Genomic DNA, 18,658 nt, shown 5'->3' with positions numbered 1-18,658 from the left:
CCCGGCCGGCGCCCTGCTACTGGCCACGGCCCCTCAAGCTCTCGGCCTCCGGATACCTTTGCCCCCGCATCCCCCATCCATGGCCCCGACCACCATCGAAGACCGCCAGCTCCGGTTCGAGCGCGGCACCCGCAGCGACGCCTTCCTCATCGAGACCTACGAGAAGCTCGTCTTCCCCCGCATCATCGAGGAGAAGATGCTGAGCCTGCTGCGGCAGGGCAAGATCAGCAAGTGGTTCAGCGGCATCGGCCAGGAGGCCATCGCCGTGGGGGCCACCATGGCCCTGCGCGATGATGAGTACATCCTGCCCATGCACCGCAACCTGGGCGTATTCACCACGCGCGGCATGCCCTTCCGCAAGCTCTTTGCGCAGTGGCAGGGCAAGGCCACCGGCTACAGCAAGGGCCGCGAGCGCAGCTTCCACTTCGGCAGCCAGGAGCACAAGGTGGTGGGCATGATCAGCCACCTGGGCCCCCAGATGGGCATCGCCGACGGCATTGCGCTGGCCCACAAGCTGAAGAAGGAGAGCCGCTGCACCATCGTCTTCACCGGCGATGGCGCCACCAGCGAGGGCGACTTCCACGAGAGCGTGAACGTGGCCGCTGTATGGGACCTCCCGGTGCTCTTCATCATCGAGAACAACGGCTACGGGCTGAGCACGCCAAGCAGCGAGCAGTTCCGTATGAAGAGCTTCGTGGACAAGGCCGTGGGCTACGGCATAGAGGGCGTGCAGATCGCGGGCAACAACATCCTGGAAGTGCAGGAAACGCTGGCCCGCCTGGCCGACAGCGTGCGCGAGAACCCCAGGCCCATCCTGGTGGAGTGCATCACCTTCCGCATGCGCGGCCATGAGGAGGCGAGCGGCACCAAGTACGTGCCCAAGGAGCTCTTCGAGGAGTGGGGCAAGAAGGACCCCGTGGCCAACTATGAGGCCTGGCTGCTGAAGACGGGCGTGCTCACCATCGCGCAGCGCGATGCGATCCGCGCCCGCCTGAAAGACGGCATCGAGGCCGACCTGAAGCACGCGTTCGAGGAGCCGGAACCCGTGCCCGATGCGGAACGGGAACATGCGGACGTGTATGCGGACATAGGTCGTGGCACCAGTAGCGTCGACGCATCGCGTCGACCTGCTGCGCTGCCAGCAGAACCCGCCGCAAGCGGCGCCCCCGAGAAACGCATGATCGACGCCATCCAGGAAGGTCTGCGCCAGAGCATGGAGCGCCACCCGGGGCTGGTGCTGATGGGGCAGGACATCGCCGAATACGGCGGGGCCTTCAAGATCACCGAGGGCTTCGTGGAGCAGTTCGGCAAAGAGCGGGTGCGGAACACGCCGCTGTGCGAGAGCGCCATCCTCGGAGCTTCGCTGGGCTTGAGCATCAAGGGCATGAAGGCCATGATGGAGATGCAGTTCGCCGACTTCGTGAGCGAGGGCATCACCCAGATCTGCAACAACCTGGCGAAGATGCACTACCGCTGGGGCCAGCACGCCGACGTGGTGGTGCGGATGCCCAGCGGCGCGGGCGTGGGCGCGGGCCCCTTCCACAGCCAGAGCAACGAGATGTGGTTCGTGAAGACGCCGGGGCTGAAGGTGGTGTTCCCCAGCAACCCCTACGATGCCAAGGGCCTGCTGATGACGGCCTTCGAGGACCCCAACCCGGTGATGTTCTTCGAGCACAAGGCCATGTACCGCAGCATCAACGGACCGGTGCCCGAGCAGCCATACGGCATCCCCTTCGGCAAGGCCCGCGTGGTGCGCGAAGGGTCGGCGATGAGCATCATCACCTACGGCATGGGCGTGCATTGGGCCACCGATGTGCAGCGGGAGACCGGCATCGACATCGACATCATCGACCTGCGCACCCTAGTGCCGCTGGACGTGGAGACCATCCTGGCCAGCGTGAAGAAGACCGGCAAGGTGCTGCTGCTGCACGAGGACACGCTGACCGCCGGCTTCGGCGGTGAGCTGGCGGCCATCATCGCCGAGCATGCCTTCGAGCACCTGGATGCGCCGATCGTCCGCGTAGCCAGCTGGGATACCCCGGTGCCCTTCGCCATCCCGCTGGAGCAGGGTTTCCTGCCGAAGGGAAGGTTGAAGGCGTCGGTGGAACGGCTCTCAGCCTACTGAGGGGCGTTGCCGACACCTGTGCTTCTCCGCCATCCGCGCCGTTCATCTCTCCGTCGGGCCATTGGCAACCTTTCCGGCCTTGCTGGCGTCACTCCCTCGGCACGGCCTCATGCCGGTGCCGGCATCCCATGAAGCGATTCTTCGCCGCCAGCGCCCTGCTGGCCGCACTTCCCACCGCCGCCCAGCAGGGCACTTGCGCCACCGCCCCATCCGTCATTTTGGGCGTCACCAACGTGGGCCCGGTGCAGGGCGACCCGAACACCTATTGCGGCGGCGGCACCAATGGCGCCAACGCCGCGTGGTTCCGGTACACCGCCACCATGGACACCAGCGTGCGGATCACGACCAACATACCCGGCTATCCGGTCAACGACACGCGCGTGAGCGTCTACACCGGCACCTGCGATGCCCTCACCTGCGTGGCCTGGGACGACGATGGCGGTGGAAGCCTCACGGCCATGGCCACCTGGGCGGTGACTGCGGGCACCACCTACACCATCGCCTTCGACAACCGGTACTCCACGGCTCCCTTCGCGTTCAACCTCACGCTGGTGCAGCCGCCTCCCCCGCCCCCACCTGCGCTCATCACCTTCACCAATGTCATCATCCCCAACGCCAGCGGCATCCAAGGTGCCGTGGACATGAACAACGATGGCCGTGACGACGCGGTGATGCCCGGCTATGCCAGCTTCAAGGTGGCCTACCAGGGCGAGGATGCCGCCTATACCACCGTCACCTTCCCCACCACCAATGCCGCGAACACCGCATCGTGGAGCTTCGCCGTGGGCGACTGGGACAGCAACGGCCACCGCGACCTGCTCTACGGCGGCGGCAGCGGCGCCACCTTCATGACCGCCAACGCCGATGGTTCCGCCTACACGCAGTTCAGCCCGACGCAATACATCTTCAGCCAGCGCACCAACTTCGTCGACATCAATCTCGACGGCCACCTCGACGCCTTCGTCTGCCACGATGTGGATGCGAATGTGGCCTTCATCAACAACGGCGCCGGCCAGCTGGTGCACACGCAAGGCGGCTACGGCACCACCTGCGGCAACTACGGCAGCATCTTCACCGACATCGACAACGACGGCGCCATGGACCTCTTCGTGGCCAAGTGCGGATGCGACCCCACCGACCTGATGATGCTCAACAACGGCAGCGGCGGATTCGCCAACATCGCGCCGGCGCAAGGCCTCGCCGACGGCCACCAGAGCTGGAGCAGCGCCTGGGGCGACTTCGACAACGATGGCGACATGGACGTGCTCATTGGATCGAGCGGCGGAGGCGCCCATAAGCTGATGCTCAACGATGGCGCCGGCAACTTCACCAATGGCACCGCCGGCAGCGGCATGGACCTCGTCGCCGGCTCCAGCATCGAGTGGACGGCGCACGACTTCGACAACAACGGCTACGTGGACATCCTCGGCGGCGGCGGCCTCCACCTCAACAACGGCGATGGCACCTTCACCACGGGCAACACCTCCACGGGCAACCACGCGGTGGGCGACATGGATGGCGACGGCTTCCTGGATGTCTGCACCGGGAACGGCTACCAGCGGAACAACGGCAACGCCAACAACTGGATCCGCATCATCCCGGTGGGCGTGGTGAGCAACCGCGATGCGATCGGCGCCCGGGTGACCATCACCAGTGCGCTGGGCACCCAGATCCGCGACATCCGCAGCGGCGACGGCTTCCGCTACATGAGCTTCATCGGCGCCCACTTCGGCCTCGGCAGCGATACCGAGGTGGAGGAGGTGAGCATCCGCTGGCCCAATGGCACGGTGGAAGTGCTGAAAGCCCCGGCCATCAACGCCGTGCACACCATCTACGAGGGCCTGACCACCTCGGTCACCGACCGGGCGGAGGACGCCGCGCTGCGCGCGGTGCCGAATCCCGCGCAGGAACGCATCAGCTTCGCAGGCGCCCCCGTCGGTGCGCTGCTGGAGGTGCTCGATGCCACGGGCCGCATCGCCCTGAGCACCCGCTACCAGGGCATCCTCGACATCCAGGCGCTCACGCCCGGCCTCTACGTGGCCCGCATCAACGGCCCCGGGGGGACGGCGCAGTTGCGTTTCACCAAGGACTGACCGCCGGGCGGTCAGCCCCAAGCCGCCCAGAGGATGCCGCCGAGCGCAGCGAGCTCCATGGCGATGAAGCCGGGCGTCACCGCCCGCCAGAGCGCCCTGCCGCCCACGACGAGCACGATGAAGTGCTTTACCAGCGTATTCACCAGCGCCGCCAGCAGGATGGTGACCACGGCCTGCTGCTCCCACACGGGATCCATCGCCAGGCGCGACATCCCCAGCGTCACTGCATCCACATCGGTGATGCCGGCCACCGCGCCCGCAACATAGGTGCCTGCATCGCCGAAGCGCACGTTGGCCCACACCACCAGCCAACGTACCACCGCATAGAGCACCGCGAACTGCAGAGCGATGCGGAAATTCAGGGGATTGGCGAGCATCGGCGGTGCATCGCTCTCATCGGACCGCGTCCGGCGGAGGACCGCTGCCGACCCCAGCCCGGCCAGGGTAATCACCACGAGCGGGAAGGCCACGGTGCCCAGCAGGGCGCGATTCGCCGCGAAGACCTCCAGCAGCATGCGGGGGTACATGATGGCTGCGGCCGCCAGGATGCCCAGCGCCAGGTGCGCGGCCGTGCCCTGCCCGTCGCGCATCCTGCGGGCGAAGCCCAGCGCCACGGCCGTGCTGGAGACCAGCCCGCCCACAACGCCGGCCATCAGCGTGCCCCTTCCGCTGCCGAGGAACTTGGCCAGCAGGTAACCCACCAGGCTGATCCCGGAGACCAGCACCACCATGGTCCAGATCTCCTTCGGATTCCAGGTGCCATGCGGGCCAAAGCCCTCATTCGGCAGGAACGGGAGCACGAGCACGGTGATGACCACGAACTCGATGATGGCGCGCACCTCCTGCTCATTGAGCCGCGTGACGAAGCGGTGCAGCGGCAGCTTGAAGGACAGCAGCAGGAGCACCAGCACCGCGACGATGATGATGAAGAGCAGCTCGCCTTCGTAGGCCAGGCCGCCGAGCAGGAAGGTGATGAGCGCCGTCACCTCGGAGGTGGCGCCCACATCGCCGCGCCGGATGCTGGCACGGTACGAAGTGACCAGCAGCCCGATGAACCCTGCGAGGGACAGGCCGAAGAACCACGCCCCCAGGGAGTCAGCGGATAGCGCTGCGAGGAAACCGAGCAGCGCAATGAGGGTGAAGGTGCGCAGGCCGGCGAACTGCTTCTCCTGGGCGGTGGGCTCCTGCCCCGCATCAGCCCGCTCGCGCACGCGCTTGGCGAACTCCCGCTCCAGGCCGATCAGGAATCCGATGCCCGCAGCCACCGCCAGACGCACCAGCAGGTGCGCATCGGTCCTCGTCCAGGCGTCGGTCAGTTCATCCATGATGCGGCGCGCAAGGCGCGGTTAAGCTAAGGCCGGCGCGGCACCCGGGCAGCGGACGGGCGTCAGCCCTTCACGGCGCCGGGTCCCCTGCGGCGACCACGCGGTAGCGCAGGAGCACATCGCTCGAAACGGGTTCACGCCCGTCGGCATGGGCCTCCCGCAGGGCGGCGGGCCGGCTCCAATCCGGCGTCACCGCAGGCTCCGGGGGAAGCGGCAGGTCGAAGGCCAGCCAGGTGTGCTCCTCGATGTGGAAGCTGAGGACCCGCGCTGCGGATCGGCTGTTGAGCTGCGCCGTGGCCGGCACCACCAGCCGTCCATCCTCCTCCCGGAAGCGCGAGCGGTCGATGTCGGCGTAATGGTTGTCCTTCGGCCCGGCATAGAGGCTGACCCGCATGGCATCGGGGGCCTTCGCAGATTCGGTGATCCGCGCCAGGGGCACCATTACCTCCACCTCCAGCACCAAGGCATGCCCGTCAATCAGCGGCGGCCTCGGGATCGACAGCAGGCTGAGGCCCGACACGCCGAAGAGCGCCACCTGGCCCAGCAGCACAGACAGCCCTGCCGCCTTCCAGAAGTGCGCCCATTCCGTGGCATGGACCAGCTTGGTTCCCAGCAGGCCGAGGAGGAAGCCCCCGATGAAGCCCGCCGGGATGAGCATGAAGGCGATGGCCATGCCCCGCCCGCCCTCGAAATCGCTCACCCCGTGCAACCGGGTCACCTTGTCGGCCACCGGAGCCGTGACGACGGCGGTGATGATGGCCGTGAGCAGGGCGACGGCAAGGGCGATCTTCCAGGACATCCGGGTGAAGATCGCCATCTTCGGCACGCCATGAGCGGCAAGGTCACCATCACCGTGGAAGGTCGGTCCGGAAGCGTGACCTACGAGTCGGAAGGCCGCCGCATCACGGGCTGGTGGGAGTTCGCCGGCGGCGATGCCGTGGTGATCGTGCACATCAGCAGCGCATCGGAATGGCAACATGGCCATCCTTGGGCGGTGGCGCAGCGCGCGGGGATCATGCGCTTCGTGGCGGATGAGGTGATCCGGCAGAAGGCCGGCGGCTGCCGGGCCGATATCGACGAGGATGGCGGATGGATCACCATCAAGCGATGACGTTCGACGCATGAAGTCTTCAACCGACAATCAGGAAGCTGCTGCTGCATGGTATCGGCGGTACCGTTCGCTGCGGTTCAAGTTCGGGCTATTCATGGGCGTTTCGGCGCTCATCTTCGCTGCGGTCATGTTGTTCGGGAAGAAGGTCCTCTCCGTGGCCCCCGCGAGCGGGGTTCAGCTGGGCGAATGCGTGCGCACCGAAAGCCACATCGCCACGCTCATCCGGGCCACCGACCCGCACCTGCCCGAGATCACTGGCCGCGGCGGGAATACCACCACGAGCATCAGCATCCTGCTCATTCCCCTTGATGGCAACGAGCCCAAGAAGATCCTCATCGCTGAGGGCCTTGCGCCCAACGAGTACGCGCTGGCACGAATCCTGGGCAGCGATGGACAGGTCCTGTGGTTCGACGTCAACCCCGGCTCCAAGGCCAGGGCGGGTTCCATCGGCGGTGTGGACCTGCGGCGCCACGCGCTGCTGCAGCCCGCTGAGGTGCGCGACCCATCCGTGCCGCAACCGGGCGCACGCATCACTCCGGATCCCGACCGCTTCCTTTCCGCCGGCTTCATCGTCGCCGATGGTCATTGGCTCGGCCTGCATGCGGAAGAGGAGCTTCTGGGCGAGTTCGCTCCGAGGAAGTTCGTGCGCCGGGTTGTCCCGCAGGAGAACCGGAAACGCATGCGCCGCTTCCATCGCGGCGCGCTCGAGGCGCCTGTTGATGGCAAGTACCACCGCATCCTGGGCATGGCCCCGGTCGGCGAAGAAGAATACCTGAACGCCGCCTTCCTGCGCATGGACGATAAGAGCGAAGCGCTCCGTTTGGCGGACCCCGATGGCGCCTTGATGATCCACACATCCGCGCCGGGGCTGAAGGGCCTCGCCATCGTCTCGCGCGTGGATACCGCCGGCCGCATCCTGTGGAGCGCCGACACCGGGATCGACCGCTTCCACCTCACGCAGATCCTTCCGGGCGAGCGTTCATTCGCCTTCGTGGGCACGCGGCCCAGCGAGGAGGGTAAGCTTGCGGAGCCATTGGTTGTGATCGTGGACAACGCGACGGGGAAGGCGGCCACCCATTCATTGTGGCGCTAGGGCGCGCTTGAGGAGCGCATCAGCTCTCCCAGCTGAGTTCCCGGTCGATCATGGCGATGCGCTGATCGCTGAGCTTCAGCACCTGGTCCAATTGGCGGTTCATGGTGGAGAACTCCAGGAACGCCATGAGGAATCCGTTCTTCACGCGCTTGTCGGCGAAGTAGGGCGCGAAGTCCTCCAGGCGCATCACCACGTCCTTGCCCATGTACAGCTCCAGGGTTGGCCCGAGGTCGATGAGCTCGTACGCCGGCTTGTAGATCACCTCCTCCGAGTCGAAGCGGAAGTGGTCCTCCTCGGCCTTCACCTTCTCGTAGAGCTGCTCCAGCTTCAGCAGGGCCGTCTTCACGCTGTCGTTCGAGAGGAGGGCGAGGCTGCCGGAGTTCATCAGCTCCTTGAAGGTGAAGTTGATGGGGTAATAACGCTGCCATCCATAGATGGAGATGCAGTCCTTGTTGAAGGCCTTCCAGTCGGAGATGGGCTCGCCGTCGATCTTGGCGATGATGCGCTGGGTGGCGCTGATGCACTCGGCGCGCACGGCGATGAAGTCCCTTGCCTTCTCCTGGTTCGCGACGAGGTCGGCCTTGATGTTCTCCAGGTACCTGATCTCCCGCGCACGCGCCTTCCGCAGGTCGTTGTTGTTGTTGATCTGCAACGCGATCAGGATGCCGATCACCACCAGCACGATCTCGCCCACGGCATAGACCAGGTAGCGGGTGAAGCGGTTCTCCTTCAGCAGGCGCTGGCGGATGGTGTTGAAGATGCGGGGCATGGGAGGTGCGCAGTCCCGTAGGGACTAGCTATGGGTTGATCGAAGGTGGCACCGTGGATTCCGTGCCGTCAGGTACGGCATGTGTCATTCGATGGGCTTGAAGACATACTGCTCATCGTGCTGGACCTCGAACTCCCTCAGGACCTCGAGGTATTCTTGCTGGAAGCTCTTATGACGATGGTGCTCTTCCTGGTTCTTGATGTAATCGACCACCCGTGGAACATCACCTTTGGAATAGGAGAATGCGCCATAGCCCTCCTGCCAGGAGAACCTGCCTCGAACAAAGCCCTTCTGGTTGATCCATCTCGAGGAATCCTGCTTCACTATGTTGCATCAATTCGGAAAGGGACTGCGTAGGCCGCATGCCGAAGAGGATGTGCACGTGATCGGGCATGCCATTGATCTGTAGGAGCTTGTGGCCATGGTTCTGGATGATACCCGTGATGTACCGGTACAGCTCATCCTTCCAGGTCGGGGAGATCAAGCTGGCCCGGTTCTGCACAGCGAAAACGGCTTGGATGTGGATCTGGGTGTAGGTATTGGCCATGAGCCGAACATGCTCCGTTGGGTCATTCGAATATGCGGAATATCTGGCGTTGCTCACCAATATCGCGTCCCTACGGGACGCTTCGGCATTCTGGGTCATTGGTGGGCTATCCATGTCTCGTCCCTTCGGGACGTCACATACCCTGATCGCGGTATTCCACCGCACCCATTCCGTTCGGACCTTCGCGCCCCCTATGGAAGCGAAGCGTGAGCGCACGGTGAGCCTGGACCAGCTGTCCGAAGCGGCGTGGGCCACCGTGGCCGGCGTCACCGTGCCCGCCGATGCCGCCGACCGCAACCTGGTGCTGCGCCTGCTTGAACTGGGCTTCGTGCCCGGCGAGCGCGTGCAGGTGGTGCGCGAGGCGAAACCCGGCCGCGACCCGCTCGCCATCCGCCTGGGGCATACCACGTTCGCGCTGCGCCGGCGCGAGGCCGCCTTCATCCAAGTCATCGCCAACAGCTAGATGAGCGGCCCCTCTCCCGCCCTGCCCCGGCGCATCGCCCTGCTGGGCAACCCCAATTGCGGCAAGACGGCCCTCTTCAACCTGCTCACCGGCAGCCGCCAGAAGGTGGCCAACTACGCCGGCGTCACCGTGGAGCGCAAGGAAGGCGTGATGCGCACGGCCAGCGGACGACGCATCCACGTGCTCGATCTGCCCGGCGCCTACAGCCTGAACGCGCTCAGCACCGACGAGGCCGTGACGCGCGACGTGATCACCGGTCACAGCCAGGAGGCACTGCCCGACCTGCTGGTGTGCGTGGCCGACGCCACCAACCTGCGGCTGCACCTGCGCCTGGTGCTCGAGGCCCGGCAGCTCGGGCTGCCACTGCTGGTGGTGCTGAACAAGATGGACCGCGCCAAACAGCTCGGCATCCGGATCGACAAGGCGCTGCTGTCGCGCGAGCTGAATCTCCCCGTGGTGGAGACGGTGAGCGTGCACGCGCACGGCGCTGATGAGCTGCGCGCCCTGCTGGATGCGCCGATGCGCGATGCGCCGCCCGCACATTGGAGGCCGCCCGGCGTGGAGCAGGTGCTGGCCACGCAGCGCGATGTGCTCGGCATCTTCAACCGCACCGTCACCGCGCCGGCCATCGACCAGGACCCGAGCATCCGCATCGACCGCTTCCTGATGCATCCGTTGTGGGGCTTCGCAGTGCTGGCGCTGGTGCTCTTCGCCACCTTCCTGGCGGTGTTCTCCGGCGGCGACATGCTCTCCGGCTGGATCGAGGACGGCTTCGGCGCCATCGCGGGCCTGGTGGAAGCCAACATGCCTGAAGGCCCCTTGCGCGGCCTGCTGGTGGAAGGCGTCATCGGCGGCGTGGGCGGCGTGATCGTCTTCCTGCCGCAGATCCTCATCCTCTTCCTTTTCATCCTGGCGCTGGAGGCCTCGGGCTACCTGCCGCGCGCGGCCTTCCTGCTGGACAAGCCCATGAGCGCTGCCGGGCTGTCCGGCCGCTCGTTCATCCCCCTGCTGAGCAGCTTCGCCTGCGCCATACCGGGCATCATGGCCACGCGCACCATCAGCCATTGGCGCGACCGGCTCACCACCATCCTCATCGCGCCGCTGATGGCCTGCTCGGCGCGCATCCCCGTGTACACGCTCCTCGTCGCTGCCCTCTTCCCCGACGATGCCATGGCCGCCGCCCTGGTGATGGTGGGCCTCTACGTGCTCGGCGTGGTGGCCGCCATGACGGTGGCCTGGGTGATCAAGCGCAGCGACAAGCACGCGGCACGCTCCCCGCTGATGATGGAGCTTCCGGCCTACCAATGGCCCGATGGCCGCAGCCTGGTCATCGGCCTGTGGGAGCGCGCCATGATCTTCCTGCGCCGTGTGGGCACCATCATCCTCGCCCTCACGATCGTGATGTGGGCGCTCTACACCGTTCCCTCACCGCGCGAGAATGGTCGCAGCCTGGCCGGCGAACTGGGTCACGCGCTGCACTACGTCTTCAAGCCCATCGGCTTCAACGAGCAGATCTCCTTCGCGCTGGTGCCCGGCATGGCCGCTCGTGAAGTGGTGGTGAGCGCGCTGGGCACCGCCTATGCCATGGACGGCGATGAGGGCGAGGTGGACGAACAGCTCCGCGAGCGCATCACGCGCGAATGGCCGCTGGCCACCAAGCTCTCGCTGCTGCTGTGGATGGTGTTCGCGCCGCAATGCCTCAGCACCTTCGTGGTGGTGAAGCGCGAGACCGGCTCGTGGAAGCAGATGTGGATCATGGGGGGCTACCTCTTCGGGCTGGCGTACCTTGCCAGCCTCATCACCTACCAGCTCACCGCATTCCTCACCACTCCGTGATGCAGACCGCGCTCACCATCGCCATCGTGCTCGGCGCCGCGCTTTACCTGGCTTGGGTGTGGGCACCGAAGCGGAAGTCCGCGCAGGCGGGTCAGTCGGCCGGCAGCGTGGCGTGCGGCCCGTGCACCGGCTGCGCCGGATGCGGCGAGCACTGAACCCTGCTGCCTCACAAGCGCCCCAGCACGCGCTCGATCCCATCGCGCAGCTTCTCGCACGCACGAATGGTGTCGCTCAACAGTTCCGCGCGCGGGGTCAAGGTGCTCTCGCGCAGGGCATCCACCAGCCCCACCAGCGCCGCGCAACGCGCATCCAGCGAGATGCCCTGCTCCATGCACGCCTCGATGTCGGCGATGAGGCCCTCATCCACGAGGCCATTGCGCAGCTCCGTCTGCAGCATGAGCGCGTTGCGGCTCAGGGCGCGCAGCGCGCGGGCGAGTTCCTGGTCGGTCATGGTTCACGCATCGGCGAACGACGCGGGGCGAAGATGCGAGCTAGCGCACCTCCAGCACCTGCCCTTCCTCCACCCAGGTCTGTGGCCGCACTCCGAACTGCCCTCCGCTCCCGTCCGTAACGATCTCGAGCGTACCGATGGTCGGTCGGCCGTATTCCATGGTCCGGAATACGAGCGCACCGTTGAAGGCATCCGCCTCGAACGACCAGCCCTGCGGTCGACCGGACATGCCGACCGGATGGTGCGCGACCGGGATGAACACCTGCGCACCATCAGCCCAGGCGAGCACGCCAGCGCCAAGCCCACTGGCCAGTCGCTCCGGAGTCAATACCTCGCCTTCGTGCAGCGGGAAGAAGCCCAGCACGCCCCAGCGCTCACGGGACATGAGCAATTGAGTGCCGGGCATCGGTGAGATGCCCCGGATGAAGCGGCCCTGCTCGTTGGTTCCATCAATTCGCTCGCGACGGCCGGTGATCACCAGGTCATCCACCTCGTCGCCGTTCAGGTTCACGCGTTCATCCGGCGGCACACCCGGCGGCACGATCACCTGCGGCTCGCTCTCTTCATGCCCGAACTCGTATTCACGAACGACCTTGGGCTTCGGTGGCACGTGATCACCCTCCGCGCCATATCCATTCGGCACACGCACCGCCTCGATGGAACGGACCACGATCCGCCCATACGGGAAGGGCAATTCGAAGTTGAACGCAGCGATGCTCGTGCCGAGATCATTCGCGCTGCGAATGACCAGCGTGCGGACGCCGGGGTGCTCGCCGGTTCCGTACCAACCATCCTGATCCGCTGTGATCGCCGGTCCGAACGGGCGCTCCAGCAACCAGAATTCCGTGGGCTTATCCTGGTCGGTCCAACTCAGTTGCTTGAAGCGGATGCGCGCGGCGAGCTCCGCAGTATCGAGTCGCGCGGCGCTGTCCAGGGTGAACCAGCGCTGGTTGCTCGGTGTGCTCCACATCAGCACAGCGGTGCCGCTCAGCGTACGCACACCCACCTTATGCAAGCCATGGTATCCGGGTTGCTCGGGATCGGAGATCTGAATGGTGCGGCTGGTGATCAGCAGATCAGCGCGCCCATCGCCGGTCACGTCCACGTACTCATCAGGCGGAGGGCCGGGGATGATGCGGTCGCCTTGGGCAGTCGCGTGGAGACCCAGGTAAAGGCCGGCCAGCAGCAGCACTACCGACCTGCACGGGTCCACTGAACGACAGCTGGAAATGCGCATCAGTGCAACACGAGTATGCGTTCGTGCAGCCTTCCGCTGTGCACCAAATAGCTGCCAGCAGGCCACGTGGAACAGTCCAAGCTGAAGGTGTTTCCCTGTGTGCTGGCGCGAAGGACCTCGCGGCCCAAAGCGTCCAGTACACGCAACTCTCCAAGCGCCCCGCCGTTCGAGGCGGTGATCACGATGTACCGATCGGCAGGTACGGGAGCCGCGGACCAGGCGTGATCGCTCGGCGGAGCAGTGATGCTGGTCGTCAGGTCATCGCCCTTCACCACGAAGCTGCCATCACCGTTCAGCTGCGCCAAGGGCGCGAACGTGATGGAGTCGTTGTATCCGCCCGCCAGGTGCAGTTCACCGGCTTCGCCGCAACGCAGCCGGTTCACCAGAAGAGGGCCGACACCACGGTCCACGTATGCGTCGAGCACCGTACCCTCCGGGTCGAAGTGCGCCACGACCAGGCCATAAGGAAGGTCCGTTCCAAGATCAGGCACCTCGAACGTATCGATGAAGATGTTCCGCCCGAAGTAGCCGCCGGCCCACACATGGTCGTTCGCGTCGACATCCGCGGAAAGCAGTTCGTGGGTCCCGATGCCATTCCCGGCGCGGATGCCCCACATGGCGGTCCCTTGCGGGTCCACTTTCCACAAGGTGATGTCGTAGGTGGTCAACGTGCCGGCGATCGGCAGGTCGATGCCATCGATCAGGTAGCCGCCGTCACGGGTGGTGGCGACGATCACGTTCCCCTCGCTGTCCGTGGCGATGCTCTTGATCTCGTCGTAGTTGAAGCCCGCCCAGGCCTTCACCCACGCTTCCTCGCCATCCGGGGTGTACTTCACCACGAAGGCATCGTCGCTCTGTCCGCTGGGCATAAAGTTGGGCAGGGTGTCCGTGGCGAAGAAGACGGTATCGCCCCTGAAATCACCGCCCAGGAAGACGTTCCCTGCTGGATCCAGGGCCAGGGCGTTGCACACGGTCTGCCCGAGGCTTTGGTCGCTGGTGCACTGCGGACGCAAGGACCAGATGCCATTCCCATTGGCATCGAGCTTCATCAGGAAGCCTTGTTCCCGGTTGTTGCAGGCATCCAGTTCAGGAAGGCCGGTCACCTGGAGCGCGGTCTTGTACTGCCCGGCCACGTACAGGTCGTTGTTGGCATCGGCCACGATCCCGCGGCCCCATTCCAGTCCGGTGCTCGCCGTCCAGCCATAGCGCTGCGCCCAGAGCGCTGTGCCGTTCGCATCGTATTGCGCCACGAGGATGTCCATGTTGCCCAGCCTGCTCAGCGCGGTGGCACCGATGGTGATGCTGGGGCTCTCGAAATAGCCGGTGATGGAGATGCGTCCCTGCGCGTCCACCGTCACATCCCAGGCCTCATCGAAGTTGACGCCGCCCGCGCCGCGCACCCAGAGCGGCGTGCCATCCGCCGAGAACTTGGCCACGAAGAGGTCGCTCTGCCCGGCGCTGGTGAGCGGCGGCAGGGCGCCGATGGTGAGCGTGCCGTAGTAGCCGCCGCAGACCACGGTGTTGCCGGCCGCGTCCACCGCGAGCCCGTGCATGCTGGGCTGGATCTGCCCGGTGAGCTGCCGCGCCCACTGCCAATTGAACTGTGCGTTGAGCACATGGTGGAGCACCAGCGCGGCAAGGAAGAGGAGCAATCGGGTCATGGGGATCTTCAAGGTTGCATCGGCGCGGTCACCGCACCACGAAGGGTTGATCGGCGGGCACCAATGCGCCAACGCGCATCTTCACCTGGTCCATCCGCACGGGTGGCTCAATGCTGAAGGATCCGTGCCAGGTCTTGCCGTTCGCCATCGTCCGGAACACGTAATGCTGGGCCCTGAGGTTGGGCGATACGGTCATCATTGACGACTGGTGCCCATAACCCCAATAGGCCACTTGGATGGAACCGTCCGTGTAGCGGATGGTCGGAATGCGCAGATCGTCCTGCACGGCGGTGTCGATGGCCGCTACGTGATCACCGTTAGCGAACTGCTTGACACGCCAGTAGCCTTGCGCATCGCGGGCATTCAACAGGATGGTGCCCGGCAGGTTCATCACATGGAGATAGCAGGTGCCTGAGCTGCTCGGCTCATCATCCGTGCCGCTGCGGAAGCCCTGCACCACCAGGTCCGGGATCCCATCGCTGGTGATGTCGATGCTGTCATTGGGCGCGAAGCCGCAGTAGTTGCGGTCGAAATCGGGCTGTGCCGGGAGGATGAGCCCCAGCATGCATGAATGCACAAGGAGCAGGGCTCTCATCGCGGATCAAGCATGATGTCCACCGGTGCGAAGGTCGGTCTTCCTTCCAGTGGTGGATAGACCTCCTCATCGTATCGGCCACACAGCGGGTATACATCGTTGTTGGTGATCGGCACCACCCTGCGTCGCAGTCCACCCAGGCCTCCATTGCGTTCATCCTGCACCAGGATGGCGTATCCCGAATAGTCCAGCCGGGCCGGGACCACCAGGACGTAGTTGTCGCCGGCGAACGGGAACTCATGGCCCTTGTACCGATCGAAGTGCGGTTGCCAGGTGCGGTCGGGCAGGGTGCTGCGCCCATCATTCGGCCGGAACCGGTTCCATTCCTGACCGTTGATCATGGCCGGCAGGTTGTTCGTGTCGAGCAGGGTGATACGCAGGCAGGGCTCGTCCGCCGCGCTGTTCAAGCGATGAGGATGCACCACGATGATGGCGGCGAAGTCGTAACCGCAGTGCTGGGCGGCCAGTGCGATGGGCGCAAGCGCGAGCAGCAGCAGAACGGAGCGCATGTCGCACCGTACACGCGATCCTCATCGAGGTTCGAAACTGCTCCTTCGGGCTCGCTTCCATACGTCATCCCGGGCAGCCCTTCCCCGCACCGAAGCGTGATGCCAGAACACCTGCCGGTCGGCAAGGCCGGGTCAGGAGGACGCCAGGGCGAGCACTTCATCCATGCTGAGCGCTGCGCCTTCGGCCATGCTGCGCGCCAGCACATCGGGCGCCATGGCCTTCTCCAACTCGGCACGGACGCGCTCGAACAGACTTTGCGTCACGCGCCAGGGTGAGTAGCGGATCGAGCTGCGCTGCGCCTCCGCCGCACCGAAGAGCAGGCCAGCCCGCTCGGCATCGCCCTGCAGCAGCAGCGCCCAGGCGAGGCCGGCCCAGTGCGCCATCATGGCCGCACGGTAGCCGCCCAAGCGGGCCGCTTCGATGCCTTCCCGGAACAGGGTCCGGGCCTCCTCCACCCTCCCTTGCAGCAGTGCGCAATAGCCGCCGCCGTTCAAGGCCCAGCCCACCGTGCCGGCGATGCGCTGGCTGTTGGCCGAATCAAGGCACAGGGCGTACTCCCGGCCTGCTTCGGCGTAGTTGCCCATCAGCATGGCCAGGTTGCCCTTGGCCAGGTGCAGACTGCTGTGCAACAGGCGCCGTGGATGGGTGCGCGCAAGGCGCTCCGCCTCCTCGAGGTCCGCGGCCGCGAGCTCCGTCTGCCCGGCGCGCATGCGGATCTCGTGGTTGAAGCAGAGCCCCAGTCCCACGAGGAAGCCATCGCCGGTGACCCGGGCCACGCGCAGTGCTTGCTCCATGGTCTCACCGGCCAGCGGGTCATTGGCGCCGATGCGCGACATGCCGAGGAAGAGCCAGGCGAAGAAGATGAGGTTGGGCGGGATGCCCGGCTCCGCATAGCAATCCACCGCCCGCTCCAGATAGGCCACGCCCACATCCAGATGCTCCGCATAGTAGCACATGGTGCCGGCCGCGAAGAGCACACCACCGCGCAGGATGGCGGGCATCTCCGCGAAAGCGTCAGGGTCCTTCGCCAGGGTATCGAGCCCGGTGCTCCGCAGCCAATCCAGCGCTTCGCCGCGGTAGCCGCGCAGCAGCCAGAACGTGTTGAGGTGCGCCACCAGGGTCCAAACGGTGGGCACATCGCCGCGGTCCATGGCGGCGCGGATCACCATGCGCAGGTCCGCATAGCTTTCCTCCACGCGGTCCATCCACGGGATGACGTTGTCCGTACTGGCGTGAACGTAGGATTCGTTCACGAGCTCCATGCACCAGGCCCGCAGGCGCTCCATCGCCTGGTCGCGTTCGCCATGGGCGCCCAGTTCCTCCAGGGCGAATTCACGCACCACGTGCAGGAGCTGGAATCGGGGACCGGTGTCCGCGTCGTGCGCGCCGCTCGGCGCCACGCGCACCAGGCCCATGTCCACCAACTGCTCGAGGGCATCCATGGCGTCGAGCCCCAGTGCGGCGGCATCGGTCACGGCGGCGGCCAGCTCAATGGTCCAGCGCTCGCTCAGCACGGCGAGCCGCCGGAAAAAGGTCCGATGGCCGGGTACCAGCAGCTCATGGCTGGACCCGATGGCGGCCCGCATGGTGCGCTGCCGTTCGGGCAGGTCGCGTGGGCCGCGTTCCAACAGGTCCAGCGTGCGGTGCATGCGCTGCTCCAAGGCCACGGGCGTGAGGTACTTGGTATGCGCGGCGGCGAGCTCGATGGCCAGCGGAAGTCCATCCAGGCGGCGACAGAGCGCGGCAACGGCCTGCAGGTTGGCCGTGTCGAGCGGGAGCTGCGCGGCACGGGCCCGCGCGCGGTGGATGAAGAGCTCCACCGAGGGACAGGCCATCAGGCGCGCGATATCGCGCTCCTGCTCCGGAGGTTCGGCCAGCGGGGCCAGCGTGAAGACCTGCTCGCCCACGAGGTGGAGCGGCGCCCGGCTGGTGACCAGCACCTTGAGCCGCGGAGCATGGTCGAGCAGATCGCCCACCACGGGTGCAGCATCGAGCACGTGCTCGAAGTTGTCCATGAGCAACAGCAATTGCCGGCCGGCCAGCTCCGTGCGGATGCGCTCCAGCAGGTCCGCACCGCTGTCCACGAGGCCCAGCGCTGCCGCGATCGCCGGCACCACCTGTTCCGGCCGTGCCACGGGGGCCAGGGCCACGAAGCGTGCCCCGTCCGCCATGAGCGGCTGTACGTCATGCGCCACGCGCAGGGCCAGGTGGCTCTTGCCGGTGCCGCCCGTGCCGGTGAGGGTCACCATGCCCACATCGGGCCGCAGGAGCAGCTCCCGCAGCGCCGCGCGCTCGGCATCGCGGCCGATGGTGGCGCTGCGCATGGCGGGCAGCGCGACCCCCGTCACCACGGTGCGCTTCGCCGCGAAGCGCTCGCTGAGCAGCAGGGCGAGGTCGTTGCGCAGCTGCTCGGTCAACTGGGCGGGCGTGCTGAACTTCTGATAGCTCACGGCACCGCTCCCCCTGATGCTGTCCAGCAGCCTGGTGAGCCTGGCATCACGCTCGGGGACGTCCTTGATGTAAATGAGCTGCGGGCGCCCGCCGGAGAGCAGGTACTCATCCTCCAGGCCGCTCACCGTCATCTCCGGTGCCACCCAGCCGTAGCTGCCCGCGTAGATCCCCACGAAGATGTCGCTCTGATCGAGGTAGGCGCGATATAGCTCGCGCGGCGGATGAGGACGCGCACCGGCCTCGAAGAAGACGGGGATGAGGCGCAGCGACTCCACGGCCTCGCGCACGGCGCGCCGCTCCTCGCGCAGCTCCTCGATGGTGCTGCTGATGAAGACGCGCAAGCGCTGATCGGGCGTTCGGATGTCGGCCATTGGGCATGGTGAAAGTACCG

The 18,658-nt window shown here is 66.0% G+C and carries 16 protein-coding genes and 1 pseudogene; 7 read left to right on the top strand and 10 right to left on the bottom strand.

Annotation, left to right across the window (positions count from 1 at the left end; all coding sequences use genetic code 11):
* The first annotated feature begins 79 nt into the window (after nucleotides 1–79).
* A complete protein-coding gene (locus QY325_01500) occupies nucleotides 80–2,125 on the top strand; it encodes a dehydrogenase E1 component subunit alpha/beta (GenBank protein WKZ66610.1) in 2,046 nt (681 codons plus the stop codon).
* A 128-nt stretch (nucleotides 2,126–2,253) separates the two neighbouring features.
* Nucleotides 2,254–4,218 (top strand): CRTAC1 family protein, encoded by a 1,965-nt coding sequence (locus QY325_01495; GenBank protein ID WKZ66609.1) that lies wholly within the window; start codon nucleotides 2,254–2,256, stop codon nucleotides 4,216–4,218.
* An 11-nt stretch (nucleotides 4,219–4,229) separates the two neighbouring features.
* Here the strand turns inward: QY325_01495 and QY325_01490 are convergent, their stop codons facing one another.
* Together QY325_01490 and QY325_01485 are read right to left on the bottom strand one after the other, a co-directional pair.
* On the bottom strand, nucleotides 4,230–5,543 hold the full coding sequence (locus tag QY325_01490; protein WKZ66608.1) for an MgtC/SapB family protein: 1,314 nt from the start codon (nucleotides 5,541–5,543) through the stop codon (nucleotides 4,230–4,232).
* 70 nt (nucleotides 5,544–5,613) lie between these two features.
* On the bottom strand, nucleotides 5,614–6,342 hold the full coding sequence (locus QY325_01485) for a hypothetical protein (GenBank protein WKZ66607.1): 729 nt from the start codon (nucleotides 6,340–6,342) through the stop codon (nucleotides 5,614–5,616).
* A gap of 30 nt (nucleotides 6,343–6,372) precedes the next feature.
* Here QY325_01485 and QY325_01480 point away from each other — a divergent pair, with 30 nt between their 5' ends.
* Together QY325_01480 and QY325_01475 are read left to right on the top strand one after the other, a co-directional pair.
* The gene (locus tag QY325_01480; GenBank protein ID WKZ66606.1) at nucleotides 6,373–6,654 is read left to right on the top strand and encodes a hypothetical protein; all 282 of its coding nucleotides are present in this window, start codon (nucleotides 6,373–6,375) and stop codon (nucleotides 6,652–6,654) included.
* 10 nt (nucleotides 6,655–6,664) lie between these two features.
* Nucleotides 6,665–7,747 (top strand): hypothetical protein, encoded by a 1,083-nt coding sequence (locus tag QY325_01475; protein WKZ66605.1) that lies wholly within the window; start codon nucleotides 6,665–6,667, stop codon nucleotides 7,745–7,747.
* A 19-nt stretch (nucleotides 7,748–7,766) separates the two neighbouring features.
* On the opposite strand, the gene QY325_01470 is transcribed toward QY325_01475, so the two are convergent.
* Nucleotides 7,767–8,516 carry a DUF6090 family protein gene (locus QY325_01470; GenBank protein WKZ66604.1) on the bottom strand — a complete coding sequence of 250 codons (750 nt, stop codon included), beginning with the start codon at nucleotides 8,514–8,516 and terminating at the stop codon, nucleotides 7,767–7,769.
* 84 nt (nucleotides 8,517–8,600) lie between these two features.
* Nucleotides 8,601–9,063: pseudogene (gene tnpA, locus QY325_01465) on the bottom strand (IS200/IS605 family transposase).
* 193 nt (nucleotides 9,064–9,256) lie between these two features.
* Between tnpA and QY325_01460 the strand changes: the two are divergent.
* The 3 genes from QY325_01460 to QY325_01450 are packed head-to-tail and all read left to right on the top strand — an operon-like array spanning nucleotide 9,257 to nucleotide 11,517.
* Nucleotides 9,257–9,526, top strand: a complete 270-nt coding sequence (locus QY325_01460; GenBank protein ID WKZ66603.1) for a FeoA family protein — start codon at nucleotides 9,257–9,259, stop codon at nucleotides 9,524–9,526.
* Nucleotides 9,527–11,362 (top strand): ferrous iron transporter B, encoded by a 1,836-nt coding sequence (locus QY325_01455; protein ID WKZ66602.1) that lies wholly within the window; start codon nucleotides 9,527–9,529, stop codon nucleotides 11,360–11,362.
* Nucleotides 11,362–11,517, top strand: a complete 156-nt coding sequence (locus QY325_01450; GenBank protein WKZ66601.1) for a hypothetical protein — start codon at nucleotides 11,362–11,364, stop codon at nucleotides 11,515–11,517. The genes QY325_01455 and QY325_01450 overlap by 1 nt, the downstream gene beginning before the upstream one ends.
* A gap of 11 nt (nucleotides 11,518–11,528) precedes the next feature.
* Here the strand turns inward: QY325_01450 and QY325_01445 are convergent, their stop codons facing one another.
* The 6 genes from QY325_01445 to QY325_01420 all read right to left on the bottom strand — a co-directional run bounded on the left by QY325_01445 (nucleotide 11,529) and on the right by QY325_01420 (nucleotide 18,638).
* Entirely contained in the window at nucleotides 11,529–11,813 is a 285-nt protein-coding gene (locus tag QY325_01445) for a hypothetical protein (protein ID WKZ66600.1), read from the bottom strand.
* Between the two features lie 40 nt (nucleotides 11,814–11,853).
* On the bottom strand, nucleotides 11,854–13,050 hold the full coding sequence (locus QY325_01440; protein WKZ66599.1) for a hypothetical protein: 1,197 nt from the start codon (nucleotides 13,048–13,050) through the stop codon (nucleotides 11,854–11,856).
* Nucleotides 13,050–14,711: a hypothetical protein gene (locus tag QY325_01435; GenBank protein WKZ66598.1), complete on the bottom strand. Its 1,662-nt coding sequence runs from the start codon at nucleotides 14,709–14,711 to the stop codon at nucleotides 13,050–13,052. Before QY325_01435 ends, QY325_01440 begins: the two co-directional genes overlap by 1 nt.
* A gap of 28 nt (nucleotides 14,712–14,739) precedes the next feature.
* On the bottom strand, nucleotides 14,740–15,306 hold the full coding sequence (locus QY325_01430) for a hypothetical protein (protein WKZ66597.1): 567 nt from the start codon (nucleotides 15,304–15,306) through the stop codon (nucleotides 14,740–14,742).
* Nucleotides 15,303–15,815: a hypothetical protein gene (locus QY325_01425; protein WKZ66596.1), complete on the bottom strand. Its 513-nt coding sequence runs from the start codon at nucleotides 15,813–15,815 to the stop codon at nucleotides 15,303–15,305. The genes QY325_01430 and QY325_01425 overlap by 4 nt, the downstream gene beginning before the upstream one ends.
* Nucleotides 15,816–15,947: 132 nt before the next feature.
* A complete protein-coding gene (locus QY325_01420; protein ID WKZ66595.1) occupies nucleotides 15,948–18,638 on the bottom strand; it encodes a DUF4062 domain-containing protein in 2,691 nt (896 codons plus the stop codon).
* Between the last annotated feature and the right edge of the window lie 20 nt (nucleotides 18,639–18,658).

The sequence above is a fragment of the Flavobacteriales bacterium genome, from assembly GCA_030584065.1.
Lineage (GTDB): Bacteria > Bacteroidota > Bacteroidia > Flavobacteriales_F > PHOS-HE28 > PHOS-HE28.
Note: the sequence above shows the minus strand (reverse complement) of the source record. Positions and strands in the feature narration are given on the sequence as shown.